This window comes from Variovorax sp. YR266, from assembly GCF_900107295.1.
Lineage (GTDB): Bacteria > Pseudomonadota > Gammaproteobacteria > Burkholderiales > Burkholderiaceae_C > Variovorax.
Genome location: NZ_FNPM01000017.1, coordinates 65,279 through 80,905, shown reverse-complemented (window position 1 = coordinate 80,905; position 15,627 = coordinate 65,279). Strand labels below are relative to the sequence as shown.

Genomic DNA, 15,627 nt, shown 5'->3' with positions numbered 1-15,627 from the left:
GAGAGTGTGTCCCCGGAGTTTTCAACATCCATGCGGCTTACGGCCTAGACGCGCTCTTCTATAGGCCATCCAATAGGCCAACGGCAGCTCATCTTGAAGCCGTGGCGGTTATTCGCCTCGACCATCGGACGGGACAGGATCAAGCCAATGCGCAGCCGCCGCCTGGGGAGATAGATGCCGAAGATGAGGCTCACGGGCAAGGTCTTCGGCGAGTTCGTCGAGCTGAGCTGGATCGACGGAGCGCCAATGCATCTTGAGGCTCTTGGCACAGTAGTAGATCCAGATATCGGTCGGGATCTCGTGTTGACCCAAAGATCAATCCTCAGAACGGCAGATCTTCGGTATCGGCGCTCGACACGGCCGCGGCAGTCTCCTCTTTTGGCTCCTGGGCGGCAGCAGGCCCTGCGTCGATCAGGTCGACGGGGATCAGCTGCACCATCTCCTGCGCCTCCTCCGGCGTGCACGTCAGCCACCGGTCGAAGTCGTGTTCCTCGATCGCGACCACGGAGCGCTTGTCCTGCACCTCGAGCGGCTTCTTCGTCGTGCGGTCAATCTCGGGCTTGTGCATGCGAGACATGATCGGGTGCAGGTTCGCATTGATCGTGAGCATGGTGTAGCTCTCCCACACCTTCTCCGTCTTCAGATCCTTCCAGGTGCTCCACAGGCCGGCCAGGCCCCAGGGGCGACCGTCCGCGCGCCGGAAGCGCCACCACTGGTTCTTCCCTGACTCCCAGTTCGGCTCGTCGAAGCTCCAGGCCGGGATAATGCAGCGCCTGCTCAGCTTCCATGCATCCTTGAAGGCCGGCTTCTTCTCGATGCCGGCGAAGCGGGCGTTGTGCGTCGCCAGCTCCTTGCCCTTCGATTCGCCCTTGCGCGGGGGCGCCGTTGGGACATGGCTGCTCGACCAGGACGGGATCAGCGACCACTGCCCCACCACGATCTCGCGCTCGTACTCTGTCATATCGACGGCGCGGCGCATGAAGGGCCCCGTGTACATCGGCCGCATGCTGCGCAGCCAACGCTCCGCGGTGCGGGCGCCGATGTACCAGGCCGCCTCGATCTCACGGTCTTCGGGAGAGATGTAACGGGTGCACATGGTGTCCAGATTCTGCGCTCGGGAACCTGTTGACGACCGAATACCTGAGGCGGATACTGTATTTTCATACAGTCTTTTCAGGAGTCCATCATGGAATCTGCAATTGCGTCTGGCTCCCTTCCCGTCACCAGCGTCACCCCCGAGATCTCCCTCGTCCCCCCCGCCCCCAAGCGATCAGGGAGACAAGAGTGGATCTCCCGCTACATCGAGGAATCGCATGCCATCTCGAACGGCGAGATAGACATAGAAATCACGTCCATAGAGGGCGACGCACTTCAGCGCGTGGTCGGCCATCGGCTGCCCGAAGAAGTGGCCCGCCAGCACTTCAACTCCTATACCGGTGCCGACTCTGGCTTCATTCGCGTGGAGGAGAAGTTCCAGGCGCTTGCCGTCAGGGTGGGGATCACAAAAGACGGGCAACCGCTCTCGAAAGAGATGCTGGACTTTGCCTACGGCGTGGCCACGCTCTGCGCCTGCGCTGCGGATCGCTTCCGTGATGCCCGCGAAGGCAGTGCCGGCGATCACATCCGGGGGCTGTACGGCCCGGTGCCATTCTGAGGGAGCGGCCTTGTATCGTGCTCACCGTTGTTCTTTTGCGCCAGCGCGGCGCCTGGCGCTCGCGCAGTGCAGTTCTCGGCCCACCTCATTTCACGGGCGAGTTAATTTTCAAGTGGGCAGATCCGCAGCTCTGGGGGCGCACCAAACAGGCACGGCTGGTCCCGCCTGGCCGTCCGGCCACGGACCTCGTGCCCCCACTGCATTACGCGAGAATTTTTGAAGCCCGCGAGGGCGGCCAGTTCATCGCAGGCAAAGAGATCTTTCATCGCGGAGCCAAGAGCAAGCCCGTCCCGTTCCCGCAGCTGTGGTGGTGCATGTTCGATCTCGAGCAGGCGAAAACTGCCTTGGCACGCATGGATGCTCCGACGAAGACAGGCTTCCATGTCAACGACGACGACTGGCCTTATTGAACAAGAACCATATGAGCGAAACCGCCAACGCTCTCCCCGAGGTTCTCCCGCCCTGAATTGAAGGTGATCGCGCTTTCGAGCAACCGAGCCAACTAGACTCGTGAGATGCCAAAAAACGAGGAGAGAGCATGGACAGCAGAGAGGCGCGCAGCCTACCGATCCTGATCGGCGACAAGACCTTCACCGTCACATCCGACGATGAGTACCTGGCAAATATGCGCGGCACCTTCGAACCCGAAACGGTTGCTCTCCTGCGGACCTTGGTAAAGCCGGGCGGTGTCGCGCTTGATGTCGGCGCCAATGTCGGATGCACCGCGCTGCTGCTGTCCGGCCTGGCCAGCACCACGCTCGCGTTTGAGCCTTCGCGGACGACCTTCAATTTCCTCAGGATGAACCTTGAGGCAGCGGGGGTCAAAAACGTCACGGCCGTGAATGCCGGGCTAGGCGCTGAGCCCGCCATCCTGGCCCTGGCGATTCCCCCGGTGTGCCGTGGCTCGGGCGTTGTGACCGACACACCGCTGGCCGATCACATCATGGAATCGATCGAGATCGTCCGCGGCGACGAGGCCGTGCGGCGTGCGCTGCCCAATGTCGGCGTCGACTTCATCAAGATCGACGTGGAAGGCTACGAGCTGGGCGTTCTTCAAGGCCTCGCGGAAACGCTAGCGCGCGACAGGCCTGTGGTCACCTTCGAGCTGAATCACTGGGCCCTCAATGTATTCCGCCGGATGACGGTGCCGGACTTCCTTGAGGCCGTCTGCGACATCTTCCCCGTGCTCTATGCAGTCGGGAGAGGCCCCGCCGTCGACCTCCACGACGCCGATGCTCGATATCTGATGATGCACGAGCACATCGTTCACTTCGACTACATGGCGCTCGTCGGAGCATTCGACGAATCGAAGATCGGTGCATTCCTCGATCGATATGTGGTCAACCCCGCACCGCGGCCGCCGGCGGTCGACCTGCACGCCCGTGTCGCAACCTTGGAAGCGGAGCGGCTTGCCCTGGAACAAGCTTTGAACGCCGAGCGCGAAGCAAAGCGGTCAGTGCAGGACGATCTGTCGGCCTCGTTGGCCGCGGCCAACGCGCGCGCGAACCAGGTGCAGGCCGAGCTCGAGGCCGTCAGAAACACGGTCAGCTGGCGCGTCACGAAGCCGCTGCGGGCCGTCAAGATCCTGATGCAGTGAGCAGCCCAAGTTGAGCCAGCCCCCGCGATGCCGGGGTCTTCTTCGATCCGTTGTCTAATTTCGAGCCCGACTGAAAGGATCCTCATGGCCTACACCGTGACCGTCATCGCTGATGGCGCTTCGATCGACCAAGTCAACGCCGCGCAGCTCAGTTATCTTGAAGCCCTCGAGGCCGAGATCGGCGGGCCAGCACAAGTGCTCCCCTGCTTCCGTGCCTGGGCGAAGGGTGTGGAGCACGGGATCAAGGCATTGAGCCCGGAGGAAGACCAGCTGTCTGCGGCGTGGCTGCTGGCCACCAATGCTGCCAAGCGCCGGGCAAGCCCTCTTCTCGGCAACGCGAAAGGCATCGACTTCCTGTTCTCCATCAAGCACCCCTGACCCTGCGCCGCTCCCCCTGGTCGCAACAGCCCGCTTCGGCGGGCTTTTTTTCGCCTGTGACTTTGCGCGCCAGATCCCAGCGCCACGCCGTATACAGTTTCCGGCCTTCCAAAATTCCCGGGAGGGGTCGGGAAAAGCCTGATATTCCTAACAGACCTTCCCAAAAAGACCGAAAAGCTAGCATCCATGCGGGTTCCCGGCCTGTCCTACAAACCTGATATTTGTCTAATATGAACCTAACAATATTAGGGTTCTGGACCCTGATTCTTTTTGTAAGTTGGCCCTATATAAATCAACAACTTAGCGAAATATCAGGGTACTTGTTAGGTCGTATCAGGGTTGCACCCTGATATGGCAGCGCTAGGCGCCATGCGGGTTTGCGGGCGGTTTTGGGGGGCGATTAGGGATATCAGGCTTTTCCCGAACCCCTCCCGGATTTCTGGGCGGCCCCCACCGGGCCGACCCCGAGGCCGACAACCCTGTTTTCGGTGCCAAAGGCCGTCATTTCGCGTCGCGAAAAGCCCCCGGTCGGGGCGCGCGCGGCCCGGGCCGCTGCTGGCGCCAGCCCGGTTCGACGGGCTCGACGAAAGGGACCCATTTAGCGGGCAGGCGTGGCGGGGTCAAGACCGCGCGCCGGGGGGCAGAGTCGCCTGCGGCCCTGCCGGCCCGCCCCCTTGGGCGCAAATGGGCCATGCCGCGCCACGACAGGGCCGTGGGCAGCACGAAAGGCGAAGGGGAAGGGGCGGAAGTACCCCGGGCGGCGAACGCGCCTACGGGGCTTTGGCGTAGCGGGCCGCGCGGGCCCGCGCGCCGTTCAGAAGTTGGTGATCAGCAGCTCGCACGAGGGCGAGCGGTTCTCGGCCGAGCCGACCGAGTAGGTGATGGACAGCGGGCGCAGCTTCAGCCCGGCAAAGGCCCGACGCATCTCGGGGATGTCGTTCACGCTGACCACCGCCTTCCCCTTCATCGACTTCAGCAGCTCGGCCATGCGGGCGTACTGGTCGAGGCCGAACGGCACGTCATAGCCCTCGGTGCCCCAATAGGGAGGGTCGAGGTAGAACAGGGTGTGGGTGCGGTCATAGCGCTGGACGCACGCGGCCCAGTCGAGCCGCTCGATGGTGACTTGGTGAAGCCGCAGGTGCACGGCGCTCAGATCCTCCTCCATGCGCAGCAGGTTCATGCGGCCTGGCGACGAGGTCGCCGTGCCGAACGTCCGGCCCTCGATCTTCCCGCCGAACGAGTGCTTCTGCAGGTAGAAGAACCGCGCCGCGCGCTGAATGTCTGTCAGCGTGGCCGGCGGTGTCTCGTTGAGCCAGCCGAAGATCTCGCGGCTCGTGAGCGCCCACCTGAACTGCCGCACGAACTCGTCGAGGTGGTGTTGCACCACCCGGTACAGGTTCACGAGGTCGCTGTTGACATCGTTCAACACCTCGACCTTCGCCGGTTCCTTCAGGAAGAAGAGCGCCGCCGCGCCCGCGAAGGGCTCGACGTAGCAGGTGTGCTCCGGGAACAGGGGAAGGATGTGCTTCGCGAGTCGGCGCTTGCCGCCGATCCACGGCACCAGAGGTTTCGCTGAAATTTCCATTGTGCAAGCCTTTATTCCACATTTTTTGATAGGCTTGGCCCACTCTGTACAGGGTGGCGGGCCTCGCCGGCTTGCAGGCTCGTTCTGCATTTCGGGGCTTGAACAGGTGCTCCAACACCTGAACAGGTCGCCCGTCTTTTTTGTGATTCAGGGCGCGGCCGTCGCCGCCCCCGTGGGCACCTCGTAGACGTTGAACCGCACGACCTCGTCGCCGATCCACGCGTTGATCTCCTTGAACCGGTCCTGCAGCGGCTTGATCTCGTTGATCGCGAAGACCTGGGCGGCTGGCACCACGGCGCCGAAGCCGCCGGTGTTGCTGGGCACGATGCCCAGCAACTGCGGCGGGATGCGATGCGCGGCCAGCACGTCATCGCGACTCACGTTCTTGATGTTGAAGAAGTCGTCTTTCGCGGCCACCTCGCTGACCGGGATCAGCTGCACGCCGTCTTTCTTGCCGCCTGGCGAGTAAAGAAACAGGTTGCGGAAATTGCCCGGGCCCTTGCTTTCCTTCAGCGCCGTGCGCATCGCGTCGATGTCCCCCTGCTGCTGCGCCGGGTCGCTGACATACAGGATGAAGCCCGCGTGGCTGCCGTTGTTGTAGTAGCGGCGGCGGAACAGCGTGGCCGACTCGTTGAGCCAGGCCGACTGCAGCGCGCTCAGATACTCGGGCAGTCCGTACACCTCCTGATTGATGTCGGCCTCGCGCAGGTGGAAGACGCTGCCGGCCTTGAACTCGTGCTCATCCTTCCAGCCGCGCACGAAGAAGTAGCTTTCAAGGTCTGCACCGCGCCGCACGTACTTCGCGAGCGCGTGCTTCAGTTCCACAGGTCGCCGCGTGAGCGAGTCCCGTCGCTCGACGTACGCGTTGCCGAAAGTCAGGAAGTCCAATGCAAAGGCGCTGAAGGTCGTGCGGTCCATCAGCCTGTGCGGAATGAAGGTACTCAGCAGGATGTTGCGCTTGAAGTAGATCGAGCTGCTGTGGTGCGTGCTGGCGCGGAACGATTTCGCCAGGCCGTCCCAGCTGACCGGCGGCTCGTACCAGCGGCCGTTCATCCAGCACTCGATGTAGTCGAGGATCTCGCGCCGGTCCATCACCGGCACCGGGTCACCGAAGGTGAACGCTTCCATGCCCGCCGGCTTTGCGGCAGTCGTTTGTGTATCCATCAGGAAATCTCCATGAAGCCGCTGTTCGCGGCAGTGGTGCCTTCGAGCGGCTCGTTGTCGAGGGCGTGCATGCAGGCCCACGCGAGGTCGGCATGGCCGGTGTCTTCGGTGCGCCCCGCTTCGAACGTGACATTCCGGCCGCTGGCCGTGAGCGTCTTGCGGATGGCGAGGAACGCGTGCGCGAGATCGACCCACCCGGCATCGAACTCGAGTCTTCCCTTGCTGATCACGCTCTTGGCCTTCAGCACGAGGCGCGTCTTCACCTCGAGCGAGTAGTTGATCGCCTTGGCGGCGGGGAAGAACTTGCTCACCAGCTGGTAGACGCCCTGGCCGAGGCCGGTGGTGTCGATCCCGATGAACGCCACGTTGTAGCGCTCGGTGATCTTGCGGATGGCCTCGGCCTGCGCCTCGAAGTCGAGGCCCCGGAACTGGTGCTTCTCCAGCACGCGGAACTTTCCGCCGGGGCGATCGGGCGGCGCGAGCACCACGCAGCCGGCGGTATCACCGGTGTGCGAGGGGTCGTAGCCCACCCAAACCGGTCGGTAGCCGTAGGGACGGGGCGCCAGCGGCTTGTACACGTCGGCCCAGTCCACCCACGAGTCGACCATGCACGCCTGCAGCTCCGACATCGGGAACACCGACTGCGTGTCGTCGATGAACTCGCACATCAGCAGGTTGGCGAACTCCTGCGGGTTGTACTCGAGCCGCAGTTCGTCGATGTCGAAGAGATCGCAGCCTGCGGCCTCGGCGTCGATGATGTTGACGATGTTGCGCCACACCTTGTCTTCGCCCGTGAAGCCACCGGCCAGGCGGTCGTGCGAGAGGTCGATGGCGACGCGTTGATCCTTCGGCCGGTTCTTGTTGAAGTGGGCGCCGCTCCAGCGTGCGTAGGCCTCATGCTGGATCGAGCTGGGCGAGCTGAAGTAGGTCTTGCGCCAGCGCTTGTGCATCGCCATGGCGCTCGCGACCTTGTTGAGCTCTTCGAAGCGGTGCGTCCAGAAGAACTCGTCGAAATAGAAGTTGCCGTGGTAGCCCTGGGCGGTGCGCGCGTTGGTGCCGAGGAAGTAGATGTGCGCGCCGTTCGGCAGGATCATCGGATCGCCGGTCAGCGTCACGCCGCAGGCTTCCTGCGCGAACTGCACGATGTACTGGCGGAAGATGTACGCCTGCGCCTTGCTGGCCGACAGGAAGATCTGATTGCGCCCGGTCTTCAGCGCGTCGACGAGGGCTTCGCGCGCGAAGTACCAGGTCGCGCCGATCTGCCGGCTCTTGAGCACCATGCGCGTGCGCTCGTGCCCGTTGCGGAACCATACCTTCTGATGGCCGAAGAGCGAGTCCTGAAACGCCTCGTACAGCTCGTCGGCCTGCTCATCGGTGAAGTGGTTGCGCTGCGGCTTCTTCTTCGGTCCGGCATTGCGCTTCTCGATCTCGGGATTGAGGTCCGCTTCCTTTCCGGTCTTCTCGTAGCGCGTGATGCGCGCGGTGCGCTCCAGCTGCCGGCCCAGCAGGTCGATCTCTTTGAAGTCGCCGCCGGTCTTCGATTCCTTGCCGATCAACTGCACGAGCCGGGCTTCGAGCGCGCCCTCCACGCGTTGGATCGGTTGCGCCTTGTCCCACTCCTCGGCATCCTTCCATCCGTGCACCGTCGTGCGCGGAATTCCAAGATGTTCCGCAATCGAGGAAATGCGCCAGCCTTGCCAGTAGAGATGACGCGCCGCGCGGCGCTGATCCACCACCGGCGCACCAAGGGCCTCGAGCGCTTCGACGACATCGCTGCATGAATCCATGCGGGTGAGGCTATGGGCGCTCGCGTCTCTTCGCGACGCCTCTCAGACCTGTTTCGGTTGTAGATCGCGCATTCACAACCGAATTGCATTGAGCCTCGCGCGTGCTCGGCCGACCATCAGCGCCATCACTCGTCAACCTACCCGCACACCACCATGGCCCAGAAGTCCAAGTTCTTTCGTGTCGCCGTCGAAGGCGCTACCACCGACGGTCGCACCATCGAGCGCTCCTGGCTGCAACAGATGGCCGCCAACTTCGACCCCGCGAAGTACGGCGCGCGCATCTGGCTCGAACACATTCGCGGCACGCTGCCCGACAGCCCGTTCAAGGCCTACGGCGACGTGACCGCGCTGAAGTCCGAGGAGATCACTCTCGACGGGCAGAAGAAGCTCGCACTTTTCGCCCAGCTGGACCCCACCCCCGATCTGGTCAAGCTGGCGAAGGAGCGCCAAAAGATCTACACCAGCATGGAGGTGAACCCCAAATTCGGCGACACCGGCCAGGCCTATCTGGTCGGCCTGGGCATCACCGACAGCCCCGCGAGCCTGGGCACCGAGATCCTTAGCTTCGCGGCCAAGCACCCCGACAGCAACCCCTTCGCCGGGAAGAAGCAGGCGCCCGAGAACCTCTTCTCCGAGGCCGTCGAGGTCACCCTCGAATTCGAGGACGACGACGAAGAAGACAAGGGCGTGCTCGCCAAGGTGAAGAGCTGGCGCGATTCGTTCTCGAAGAAATTCGCATCGCAGTCGAAGCGCAACGACGCCACGGCCACCGAGCTGATGGGCGCCCTCGATGACCTCGGCGAGACGCTGCAGGCGTCGGTCGAGCAAGGCAGCACGACCTCCAAGGATCTCGCCGCCCTGCAGAAGAAGTTCAACACGCTCGAAACCGAGCACAAGGGCCTGAAGGCGAAGTTCGAAACCATCGACACCACCGATGCGAACAAGCACTCGCGGCGCCCGCCGGCCACCGGCACCGATCCGAAGATGCAGACCACCGACTGCTGATCGCCCGCCCTCGCCACAACCGCCACCAGCCACAGCCACTTACCCGCATCACCGGAGCCACCATGCAAAACGCAACCCGTCTTCTCTTCAACAAGCTCATGGATCGCCTGGGCGAGCTCAACGGCGTGCCTTCGGCGCGCGAGCAGTTCGCCGTCGAGCCGACCGTGCAGCAGACGCTGGAAACGAAGATCCAGGAGTCGAGCGAGTTCCTCGGCAAGATCAACATCATCGGCGTCGACGAGATGAAGGGCGAGAAGCTGGGCCTCGGCGTCAGCGGTCCGATCGCGAGCCGCACCAACACCGACAACGCCGACCGCGTGCCGCGTTCGGTCGAGACGCTCGATCAGCACACCTACGAGTGCAAGAAGACCAACTACGACACCGCGATCAAATACGCCACCTTGGACGCATGGGCCAAGTTCCCGGACTTCCAGACCCGGGTGCGTGATGTGATCGTCAAGCGCCAGGCGCTGGACCGGATCATGATCGGCTTCAACGGCATCACCGCTGCGGCCAACACCGACCTCGTCGCGAACCCGCTGCTGCAAGACGTGAACATCGGCTGGCTGCAGCACATCCGCACCGACGCACCGGCGCACGTGCTGGACGATGGCGCGGCCCCGGGCGTGATCACCGTGGGCCCGACCGGCGACTACAAGAACCTCGACGCGCTGGTGTACGACGCGTACCAGACGCTGCTGGACCCGTGGTATCGCGAAGACGGTGGCCTCGTGGCGATCGTCGGGCGTCCCCTGATGCACGACAAGCTCTTCCCGCTGGTGAGCGACCCCGAGGCCCCCACCGAGATCCTCGCGGCCGACATCGTGCGCAGCCAGCGCCGCCTGGGGAGCCTGCCCGGTCTGTCTCTGCCCTACTTCCCGACCAACAAGGTGCTGATCACGCGCCTGGACAACCTGTCGATCTACTTCCAGAACTCGGCACGTCGACGCAAGGTCGAGGACAACGCCAAGCGCGACCGCATCGAGAACTACGAGTCGAGCAACGACGCGTTCGTGGTCGAGGACTACGGCCTGTGCGCGCTGGTCGAGAACATCACGATCCAGCCCTGATCGCCATGCGCCAGACCCCCGCTCAGCGCCACCTGCAGGCCAAGCTCGCCAAGATCGCATCCGCCGCGGCGGGCGTGGGCGGCGAGCTGCAGGGCAGCGCTTACCAGCTCATGCTGGCCCAGTTGGCCGAGCACCGCCGTGCGCTCAAGGACATCCAGTCCGTCGAGCGCAAGATCGAAGCGAAGCGCGCCTTCCTGCCTGTCTACGACGCATGGATCGATGGCGTCCTGGCCAGCAACGGCGGCGCGCAGGATCAGGTGGTGACCACCGTGCTCGTGTGGCACATCGACGCGGGCAACTACCACCGCGCGATCGAGATCGCTCAGTACGCCGTAGCGCACGACCTCGCGCCGCCGGACCAGTACGACCGCAACCTGGCCACGATCCTGATCGACGAGTTCGCCACCGCCGCCCTGACCGGGAAGATGAGCCGGGAAGACGCGCGGCAGCTGCTGCCGCTGATCATCTTCGGCACCAAGGATCTCGACGCGCCCGACCAGGCCCGCGCCAAGCTGCACAAGGCCTTCGGCTATGCCGTCATCGGCCGGGCAGGCTCGGGCGAGGTGGACTACGACAAGGTGTCCATCGACGAGGCCCGTCTCGCCCTGGAGCACCTGCAGCGCGCCCTCGCCCTGTTCGAACAGGTGGGCGTGAAGAAAGACATCGAGCGCCTGGAGCGCCGGCTCAACAAGCCGGAGACGCCCCCTGCGCCGTAACCGAGTCCGACCCCGGACCCCGGCGGCTCGGGCTGACTCCTGAAGCACCTTGACAGGCCTGCCCACGGAAGACGCCCGACCACCGCCGACCTTTTCCCCTTCGCCATGAACTTCCTCGGAAACCCGCCCACCCCGACCGCCGCCGAAGAGACACCGCTGGCGAACGACGGATGGTTTCCCGATATCGATCTGGCGAAGCTGCGCGCCACCGCGCGCCTCGACGGCACCGTGACGCCCGAGCGGCTGCGCCACAGCGCCATACAGGCCGTGCTCAGCGTCAACACCGAGCTGTCGCTGTACAAGGCCGCGCAGCTCGTGCTCGGCCACGCGAAGCTCGAAGACGTGCCGGCGCCCGAGGTCGACGGCAAGAGCGTGCAGGTCGCTCGCTACCTGCGCGCGGTCTACAGCTACACGCAGGCCGACCTGGTCGAGCGCTACCGCGACTTCGACACCACGGGCGCCGGCGACAAGAAGGCTGAGAAGCTCGAAATGCGCGACTGCGAGCTGCGTCGTGACGTGCGCTGGGCGATCTCCGACTTCCTGGGCATCCGCCGCACCACCGTCGAGTTGATCTGATGCAGGTGCGCGCCCAACAAAACGACACCGTCGACCTGCTGTGCTGGCGCTACCTGCAGCGCACGCAGGGCACGGTCGAGGCGACCTACCTGCTCAACCCCGGGCTCGCAGACCACGGCCCGATCCTCCCGGCCGGCCTCGTGGTCACGCTGCCCGAACCCACGACAACCAGCACGAGGCGCACCGTCGCCCTGTGGGACTGAACCCATGAACGAATTCCTCCAGCTGTTCACGGAACTGAAGGGCGTCTTCGGCGGTGCTGCCGCCATCGGCATCGCGGCCGCGTACTACTTCTTCAGCCAGAAAAACAGCCGCGACATGGCCGGCGCCGACAGCGCGGGGCAGATCAAGGCCCTTGCCGTCTACGAGGAAATGCTCAAGTCGGAGCGCGAGGCCCGGGCGCTGGCCGAGCAGCGCGCCGACAAGTTCGCCGAGGAGCGCAACGAGGCCTACAGGGAGCTCTACAAGCTGCAGGGCCAGATGTCCGAGCTGACCAAGCAGATCGAGCGCCAGAACGCCGAACTCGAGCGGCTGCGCGCGCAGATCTCCAACTTGGAGGAACAGATCCATGCAAACCCCAGACTCTGACCTGACGCCGCTCACTCCGACGCGGCACCTGCCGCGCGCGATCCGGCGCGTCGTGGAATCGCTGCTCGTGATCGGCGGGCTGATCGGCGGCGGCCTGGCGATCGGCTACTACGCAGGCATCCAGCAAGAGCGCGAGGCCCGGCTCGAAGAGATCGCGCGCCTGCAGGAAAACTTCCAGACCGCGCTCGGCGCCGTGGCGGGCAAGACCGAGCGTTCTGCCGCCAAGGTGGCCGACGCTGCCGCGTCTGTCTCTTCGGCGGCGGAAGCGGTGGCCGAGGTGGCCGGCAAGGCCGACAGCGCGGCGGCCACCGCGAAGACTGCCGCACGCACCGCCGCCAGCGCTGCCGTCACGGCCCAGTCCGTCAGCGCCGCGCAGGAACAGGAGCGCCGTGCCGTCAACAACGCCGTCAACCGAGCGAACGCCCGGATACAGGAGCGCGGCCGATGAAGCCGCTGCTGTGCCTGCTGGTGGCCCTCGCTGCGACGGCCTGCGCCAGTCCACCCCCGCCCGCGCCTCCGTGCGCCGCCCTGCCCACGCTGCCGGCGGGCGCCACGCCCGCGCAGCGCCACCGCCACCACGAGGCCGTCATCACCCTCTACGCCGAATGCGCCAGGACTCGCCCATGAACGACTACCGCATGAGCCCGGACGGCCACGAGGTCGCCCACTACTTCGAGCAGTGCAGGCTCCTGGCCTACCCCGACCCGGGTTCGCCCCTGTTCAAGGCGCTGAGCGCGGCCGGCATCGACCCCTATCGCATCACCTCGGTGCCTGCGGCGTTCGCCCGGCTCAGCGGAAAGCCCTGGACGATCGGATGGGGCGACACCGGGCCCGACGTGGTGCCCGGCCTCACCATCACCCAGGCCGAAGCGGATCAACGCTACGCGCGCCGCATGTCCGGCGAATTTGAGCCTGCGGTGCGTCGGGCTGTCATCGTGCAGCTCTCGCAGCGCCAGTTCGATGCCCTCGTCTCGATCTTCTACAACTGCGGGGTCGACGCACTTTCGAAGTCCACGCTCGTGCGCCTGCTCAACGCCGGGGACACGGCCGGCGCCGCCGCGCAGTTCCCGCGCTGGAACATGTCCGGCGGCAAGGTGCTCAAGGGCCTCGATCGCCGACGCGAGGCCGAGCGGCTGCTGTTCCTGGGCACAGATCCGAAGCCGGCCATCGCCGCCGCCCTGACGAAGTTCCCATGAGCTGGCTGCTCAAGGCCCTGCCCTATGTCATCGCGGTGGCGCTCTTCGGCGCTTGGACAGGGCTGGTCTGGCACCTGGGCGGCCGGTCAACTGGCGATGCCGTGCGCCTGGAGTGGCAGACCGATCGCGTCAACAACGCCCGTGCGGCCGTCGACGCCTTTACTCGCACGCTCGATGCGCAATGGCAGATGACCGACAGCCTCGCCAAGCGCGACGCTGCACATGCAAAGGAGATCGAACGTGTTCAAGGCGAAAAAGCTCTTCTGGAGCGCCAGCTGTCTACTGGCGCTGTCCGGGTGTCAGTCCCCGCCCGTGTCCCCGCCTGTCCTGCAGCCGGGCCTTCAGGTGCCGCCGCTGCCGGCCAGCCTGCAGAAGCGCGAGCCGAACTTGACCCAGCGTTTGCGGCAGCTCTGGCAGGAATCACCGGCGAGGGAGACATCGCCATCCACGACCTCAACGCCTGCATCGACCGGTACAACGAAGTCCGCGACAGGATCAATGCCCTGAACGGGGCGGGAGGCACGCATGCTCAAACCCCATAGCCTGCGCGCGCACCTGACCGACGCGACGCCCGAGCTGAAGCGCGACCCGGACAAGCTCACCATCTTCGTCACCAACGGGCGGATCGTCGCCGCCGCGGCGGCGTCGTTGTCGTTCGTCTACCGCTACACCCTGAAGCTCGTGGTGCTGGACTACAGCAGCCACGCGGACGCGATCTTCGTGCCGATGCTGGCCTGGCTGCGCACCAATCAGGTCGAGATCTTCGAGAACCCCGACCTCCGGGAGAAGAGCATCCGCTTCGAGGCGGAATACCTCAACAAGGAAACGATGGATCTCTCGATCGAGCTGGACCTGACCGAGCGCGTGATCGTCAAGCCGGGCCCGGACCCGACCTCGAAGGAAACCGCCAAGCGCTACGACGTGACGCACGCGGTCGAACCGCCGCACGTCGGCATCGTGCAGGAGGCCCAGCACGTCGAGGTCTACTTCGAAGGCGAGCAGCTGGCCTCCTGGGATTTCCCGGCCACCGAGTTCTGACGTGGCCGACGATCTGCGCGCACTCGAGGACTGGGCTACGCCGCTGCTGTCGCAGCTCACAGCACCGAAGCGCCGCGCGCTGGCCCGTCAGATCGGCCAGGCTCTGCGGCGCAAGCAGGCAGAGCGCATCGCGTCGCAGCGCAACCCGGACGGCACCGCCTACGAGCCGCGAAAGACCACGAACGCCCGCTTGCAGAAAGGCCGCATCCGACGCACCATGTTCGAGAAGCTGCGCGCCGCGCGCCACCTGCGCGTCGAGGCCGAGGATGACGGCGTCGCGGTGGGCTTCTTCGGCCGCACCGCTCGCATTGCCAGCGTGCACCACGAAGGCCTGCGCGATCTGGTGCAGCCCGGCGGGCCCAGCTACAAGTATCCGGCGCGTGGCCTTCTCGCGATGAACGACGAAGAGCGCGAGCTGGTGAAAGACATGCTCCTGCAGCACCTCGCCCCCTGATCTTTCGGTTGTAGATCGCGCTCGCACAACCGATAAGAAGTGCGTCGCGCGCGCACGGTCGGCACCATCGACGGCATGTCTGGAAAGGCCCCGTCCCCGTTCGAACTGCAGCGCCTGATCGAGAACCTCGTGCGGGCCGGCACCATCATGGCGGTGGACCCCGCAGGCTACAGATGCCGCGTGAAGTCCGGCAAGCTTGAGACCAACTGGCTGCCATGGTTCGCCCGCCGCGCCGGCGATGTGCGGCACTGGTCTCCCCCTTTCGTGGGTGAGCAATGCATGGTGCTCTCGCCGGGCGGCGACATGGCCTCCGGCTTCGTGCTCGTGGGCCTCTTCAGCGACAGCGTGCCCCCGAACGGTGACAGCGGCGACGTGGAGCGCACCACCTATCCCGATGGGGCGGTCTTCGAATACGACCATAGCGCGAGCGCGCTGAAGGTCACGTTACCCGGCGGAGGCACCGCCGACATCACCGTGCCGGACTCGATCACCGTGCAGTGCAAGACCGCCGACCTGACGGCCAGCGAGAGCGCGAAGGTGCACTCGCAGGAGATCACCCTCGATGCGCCGATGAACATCGTGACCGGCCAGCTGGTCGTGCAGGGTCTGCTCACCTACACCGCCGGCATGGCTGGCTCGGGCACCGGGCCCGGCGGCAAGACGGCCCAGATCGACGGCGACATGGAGTTCATCAACGGCCACGGCATCACCACCGATGGCGGCGACATCGTCGCGGGCGACATCAGCGTGCAGGGCCACGGTCACATCGAGGAAGACGATGGCGGCCGGACCGCAGGCGGGGCGGTGCCATGACCGGCG

At 65.0% G+C, this 15,627-nt stretch carries 21 protein-coding genes; 17 read left to right on the top strand and 4 right to left on the bottom strand.

The genetic code is table 11. From position 1 onward, the window contains the following. Positions 1-322 precede the first annotated feature (322 nt). Positions 323-1,096 (bottom strand): SOS response-associated peptidase, encoded by a 774-nt coding sequence (locus BLW48_RS30900; RefSeq protein ID WP_093179401.1) that lies wholly within the window; start codon positions 1,094-1,096, stop codon positions 323-325. Positions 1,097-1,186: 90 nt separating this feature from the next. On the opposite strand from BLW48_RS30900, the gene BLW48_RS30895 reads away from it, so the two are divergent. The 4 genes from BLW48_RS30895 to BLW48_RS30880 all read left to right on the top strand — a co-directional run bounded on the left by BLW48_RS30895 (position 1,187) and on the right by BLW48_RS30880 (position 3,629). Next, on the top strand, positions 1,187-1,654 hold the full coding sequence (locus BLW48_RS30895; protein WP_093179399.1) for a hypothetical protein: 468 nt from the start codon (positions 1,187-1,189) through the stop codon (positions 1,652-1,654). 17 nt (positions 1,655-1,671) lie between these two features. Further along, positions 1,672-2,064, top strand: coding sequence for a hypothetical protein (locus BLW48_RS30890; protein WP_093179397.1), 393 nt, complete (start codon positions 1,672-1,674; stop codon positions 2,062-2,064). Positions 2,065-2,192: 128 nt separating this feature from the next. Then, positions 2,193-3,251 carry an FkbM family methyltransferase gene (locus tag BLW48_RS30885; protein ID WP_093179396.1) on the top strand — a complete coding sequence of 353 codons (1,059 nt, stop codon included), beginning with the start codon at positions 2,193-2,195 and terminating at the stop codon, positions 3,249-3,251. A gap of 84 nt (positions 3,252-3,335) precedes the next feature. Next, complete coding sequence (locus tag BLW48_RS30880; protein ID WP_093179394.1) at positions 3,336-3,629, top strand: hypothetical protein; 294 nt, start codon at positions 3,336-3,338, stop codon at positions 3,627-3,629. An 814-nt stretch (positions 3,630-4,443) separates the two neighbouring features. Here the strand turns inward: BLW48_RS30880 and BLW48_RS30875 are convergent. From BLW48_RS30875 to BLW48_RS30865, 3 genes are all read right to left on the bottom strand, one after another. After that, complete coding sequence (locus tag BLW48_RS30875) at positions 4,444-5,214, bottom strand: DNA adenine methylase (protein WP_093179393.1); 771 nt, start codon at positions 5,212-5,214, stop codon at positions 4,444-4,446. A gap of 147 nt (positions 5,215-5,361) precedes the next feature. Further along, positions 5,362-6,453: a phage portal protein gene (locus BLW48_RS30870; RefSeq protein WP_371127578.1), complete on the bottom strand. Its 1,092-nt coding sequence runs from the start codon at positions 6,451-6,453 to the stop codon at positions 5,362-5,364. Continuing rightward, on the bottom strand, positions 6,378-8,165 hold the full coding sequence (locus tag BLW48_RS30865) for a terminase ATPase subunit family protein (protein WP_093179390.1): 1,788 nt from the start codon (positions 8,163-8,165) through the stop codon (positions 6,378-6,380). Before BLW48_RS30865 ends, BLW48_RS30870 begins: the two co-directional genes overlap by 76 nt. A 153-nt stretch (positions 8,166-8,318) precedes the next feature. On the opposite strand from BLW48_RS30865, the gene BLW48_RS30860 reads away from it, so the two are divergent. The 13 genes from BLW48_RS30860 to BLW48_RS30800 all read left to right on the top strand — a co-directional run bounded on the left by BLW48_RS30860 (position 8,319) and on the right by BLW48_RS30800 (position 15,621). Next, the gene (locus BLW48_RS30860) at positions 8,319-9,170 is read left to right on the top strand and encodes a GPO family capsid scaffolding protein (protein ID WP_093179388.1); all 852 of its coding nucleotides are present in this window, start codon (positions 8,319-8,321) and stop codon (positions 9,168-9,170) included. Positions 9,171-9,232: 62 nt separating this feature from the next. After that, entirely contained in the window at positions 9,233-10,240 is a 1,008-nt protein-coding gene (locus BLW48_RS30855) for a phage major capsid protein, P2 family (RefSeq protein WP_093179387.1), read from the top strand. 5 nt (positions 10,241-10,245) lie between these two features. After that, entirely contained in the window at positions 10,246-10,956 is a 711-nt protein-coding gene (gene gpM, locus BLW48_RS30850) for a phage terminase small subunit (protein WP_093179385.1), read from the top strand. Between the two features lie 105 nt (positions 10,957-11,061). Beyond that, positions 11,062-11,532 (top strand): head completion/stabilization protein, encoded by a 471-nt coding sequence (locus BLW48_RS30845; protein ID WP_093179384.1) that lies wholly within the window; start codon positions 11,062-11,064, stop codon positions 11,530-11,532. After that, positions 11,532-11,735, top strand: coding sequence for a tail protein X (locus BLW48_RS30840; RefSeq protein ID WP_093179382.1), 204 nt, complete (start codon positions 11,532-11,534; stop codon positions 11,733-11,735). Before BLW48_RS30845 ends, BLW48_RS30840 begins: the two co-directional genes overlap by 1 nt. A 4-nt stretch (positions 11,736-11,739) precedes the next feature. Then, positions 11,740-12,120, top strand: coding sequence for a hypothetical protein (locus tag BLW48_RS30835; protein WP_093179380.1), 381 nt, complete (start codon positions 11,740-11,742; stop codon positions 12,118-12,120). After that, complete coding sequence (locus tag BLW48_RS30830; protein WP_093179379.1) at positions 12,101-12,568, top strand: hypothetical protein; 468 nt, start codon at positions 12,101-12,103, stop codon at positions 12,566-12,568. Before BLW48_RS30835 ends, BLW48_RS30830 begins: the two co-directional genes overlap by 20 nt. Then, a complete protein-coding gene (locus tag BLW48_RS30825) occupies positions 12,565-12,747 on the top strand; it encodes a hypothetical protein (protein ID WP_093179377.1) in 183 nt (60 codons plus the stop codon). The genes BLW48_RS30830 and BLW48_RS30825 overlap by 4 nt, the downstream gene beginning before the upstream one ends. Then, positions 12,744-13,316 (top strand): lysozyme, encoded by a 573-nt coding sequence (locus BLW48_RS30820; protein WP_177142472.1) that lies wholly within the window; start codon positions 12,744-12,746, stop codon positions 13,314-13,316. The genes BLW48_RS30825 and BLW48_RS30820 overlap by 4 nt, the downstream gene beginning before the upstream one ends. Beyond that, positions 13,313-13,858, top strand: a complete 546-nt coding sequence (locus tag BLW48_RS30815) for a lysis system spanin subunit (protein WP_093179376.1) — start codon at positions 13,313-13,315, stop codon at positions 13,856-13,858. Before BLW48_RS30820 ends, BLW48_RS30815 begins: the two co-directional genes overlap by 4 nt. Further along, entirely contained in the window at positions 13,842-14,354 is a 513-nt protein-coding gene (locus BLW48_RS30810; RefSeq protein WP_093179374.1) for a phage tail protein, read from the top strand. Before BLW48_RS30815 ends, BLW48_RS30810 begins: the two co-directional genes overlap by 17 nt. A gap of 1 nt (position 14,355) precedes the next feature. Then, on the top strand, positions 14,356-14,808 hold the full coding sequence (locus tag BLW48_RS30805; RefSeq protein ID WP_093179372.1) for a phage virion morphogenesis protein: 453 nt from the start codon (positions 14,356-14,358) through the stop codon (positions 14,806-14,808). 75 nt (positions 14,809-14,883) lie between these two features. Then, positions 14,884-15,621: a phage baseplate assembly protein V gene (locus BLW48_RS30800; protein ID WP_143047831.1), complete on the top strand. Its 738-nt coding sequence runs from the start codon at positions 14,884-14,886 to the stop codon at positions 15,619-15,621. The last annotated feature ends 6 nt before the right edge of the window (positions 15,622-15,627 follow it).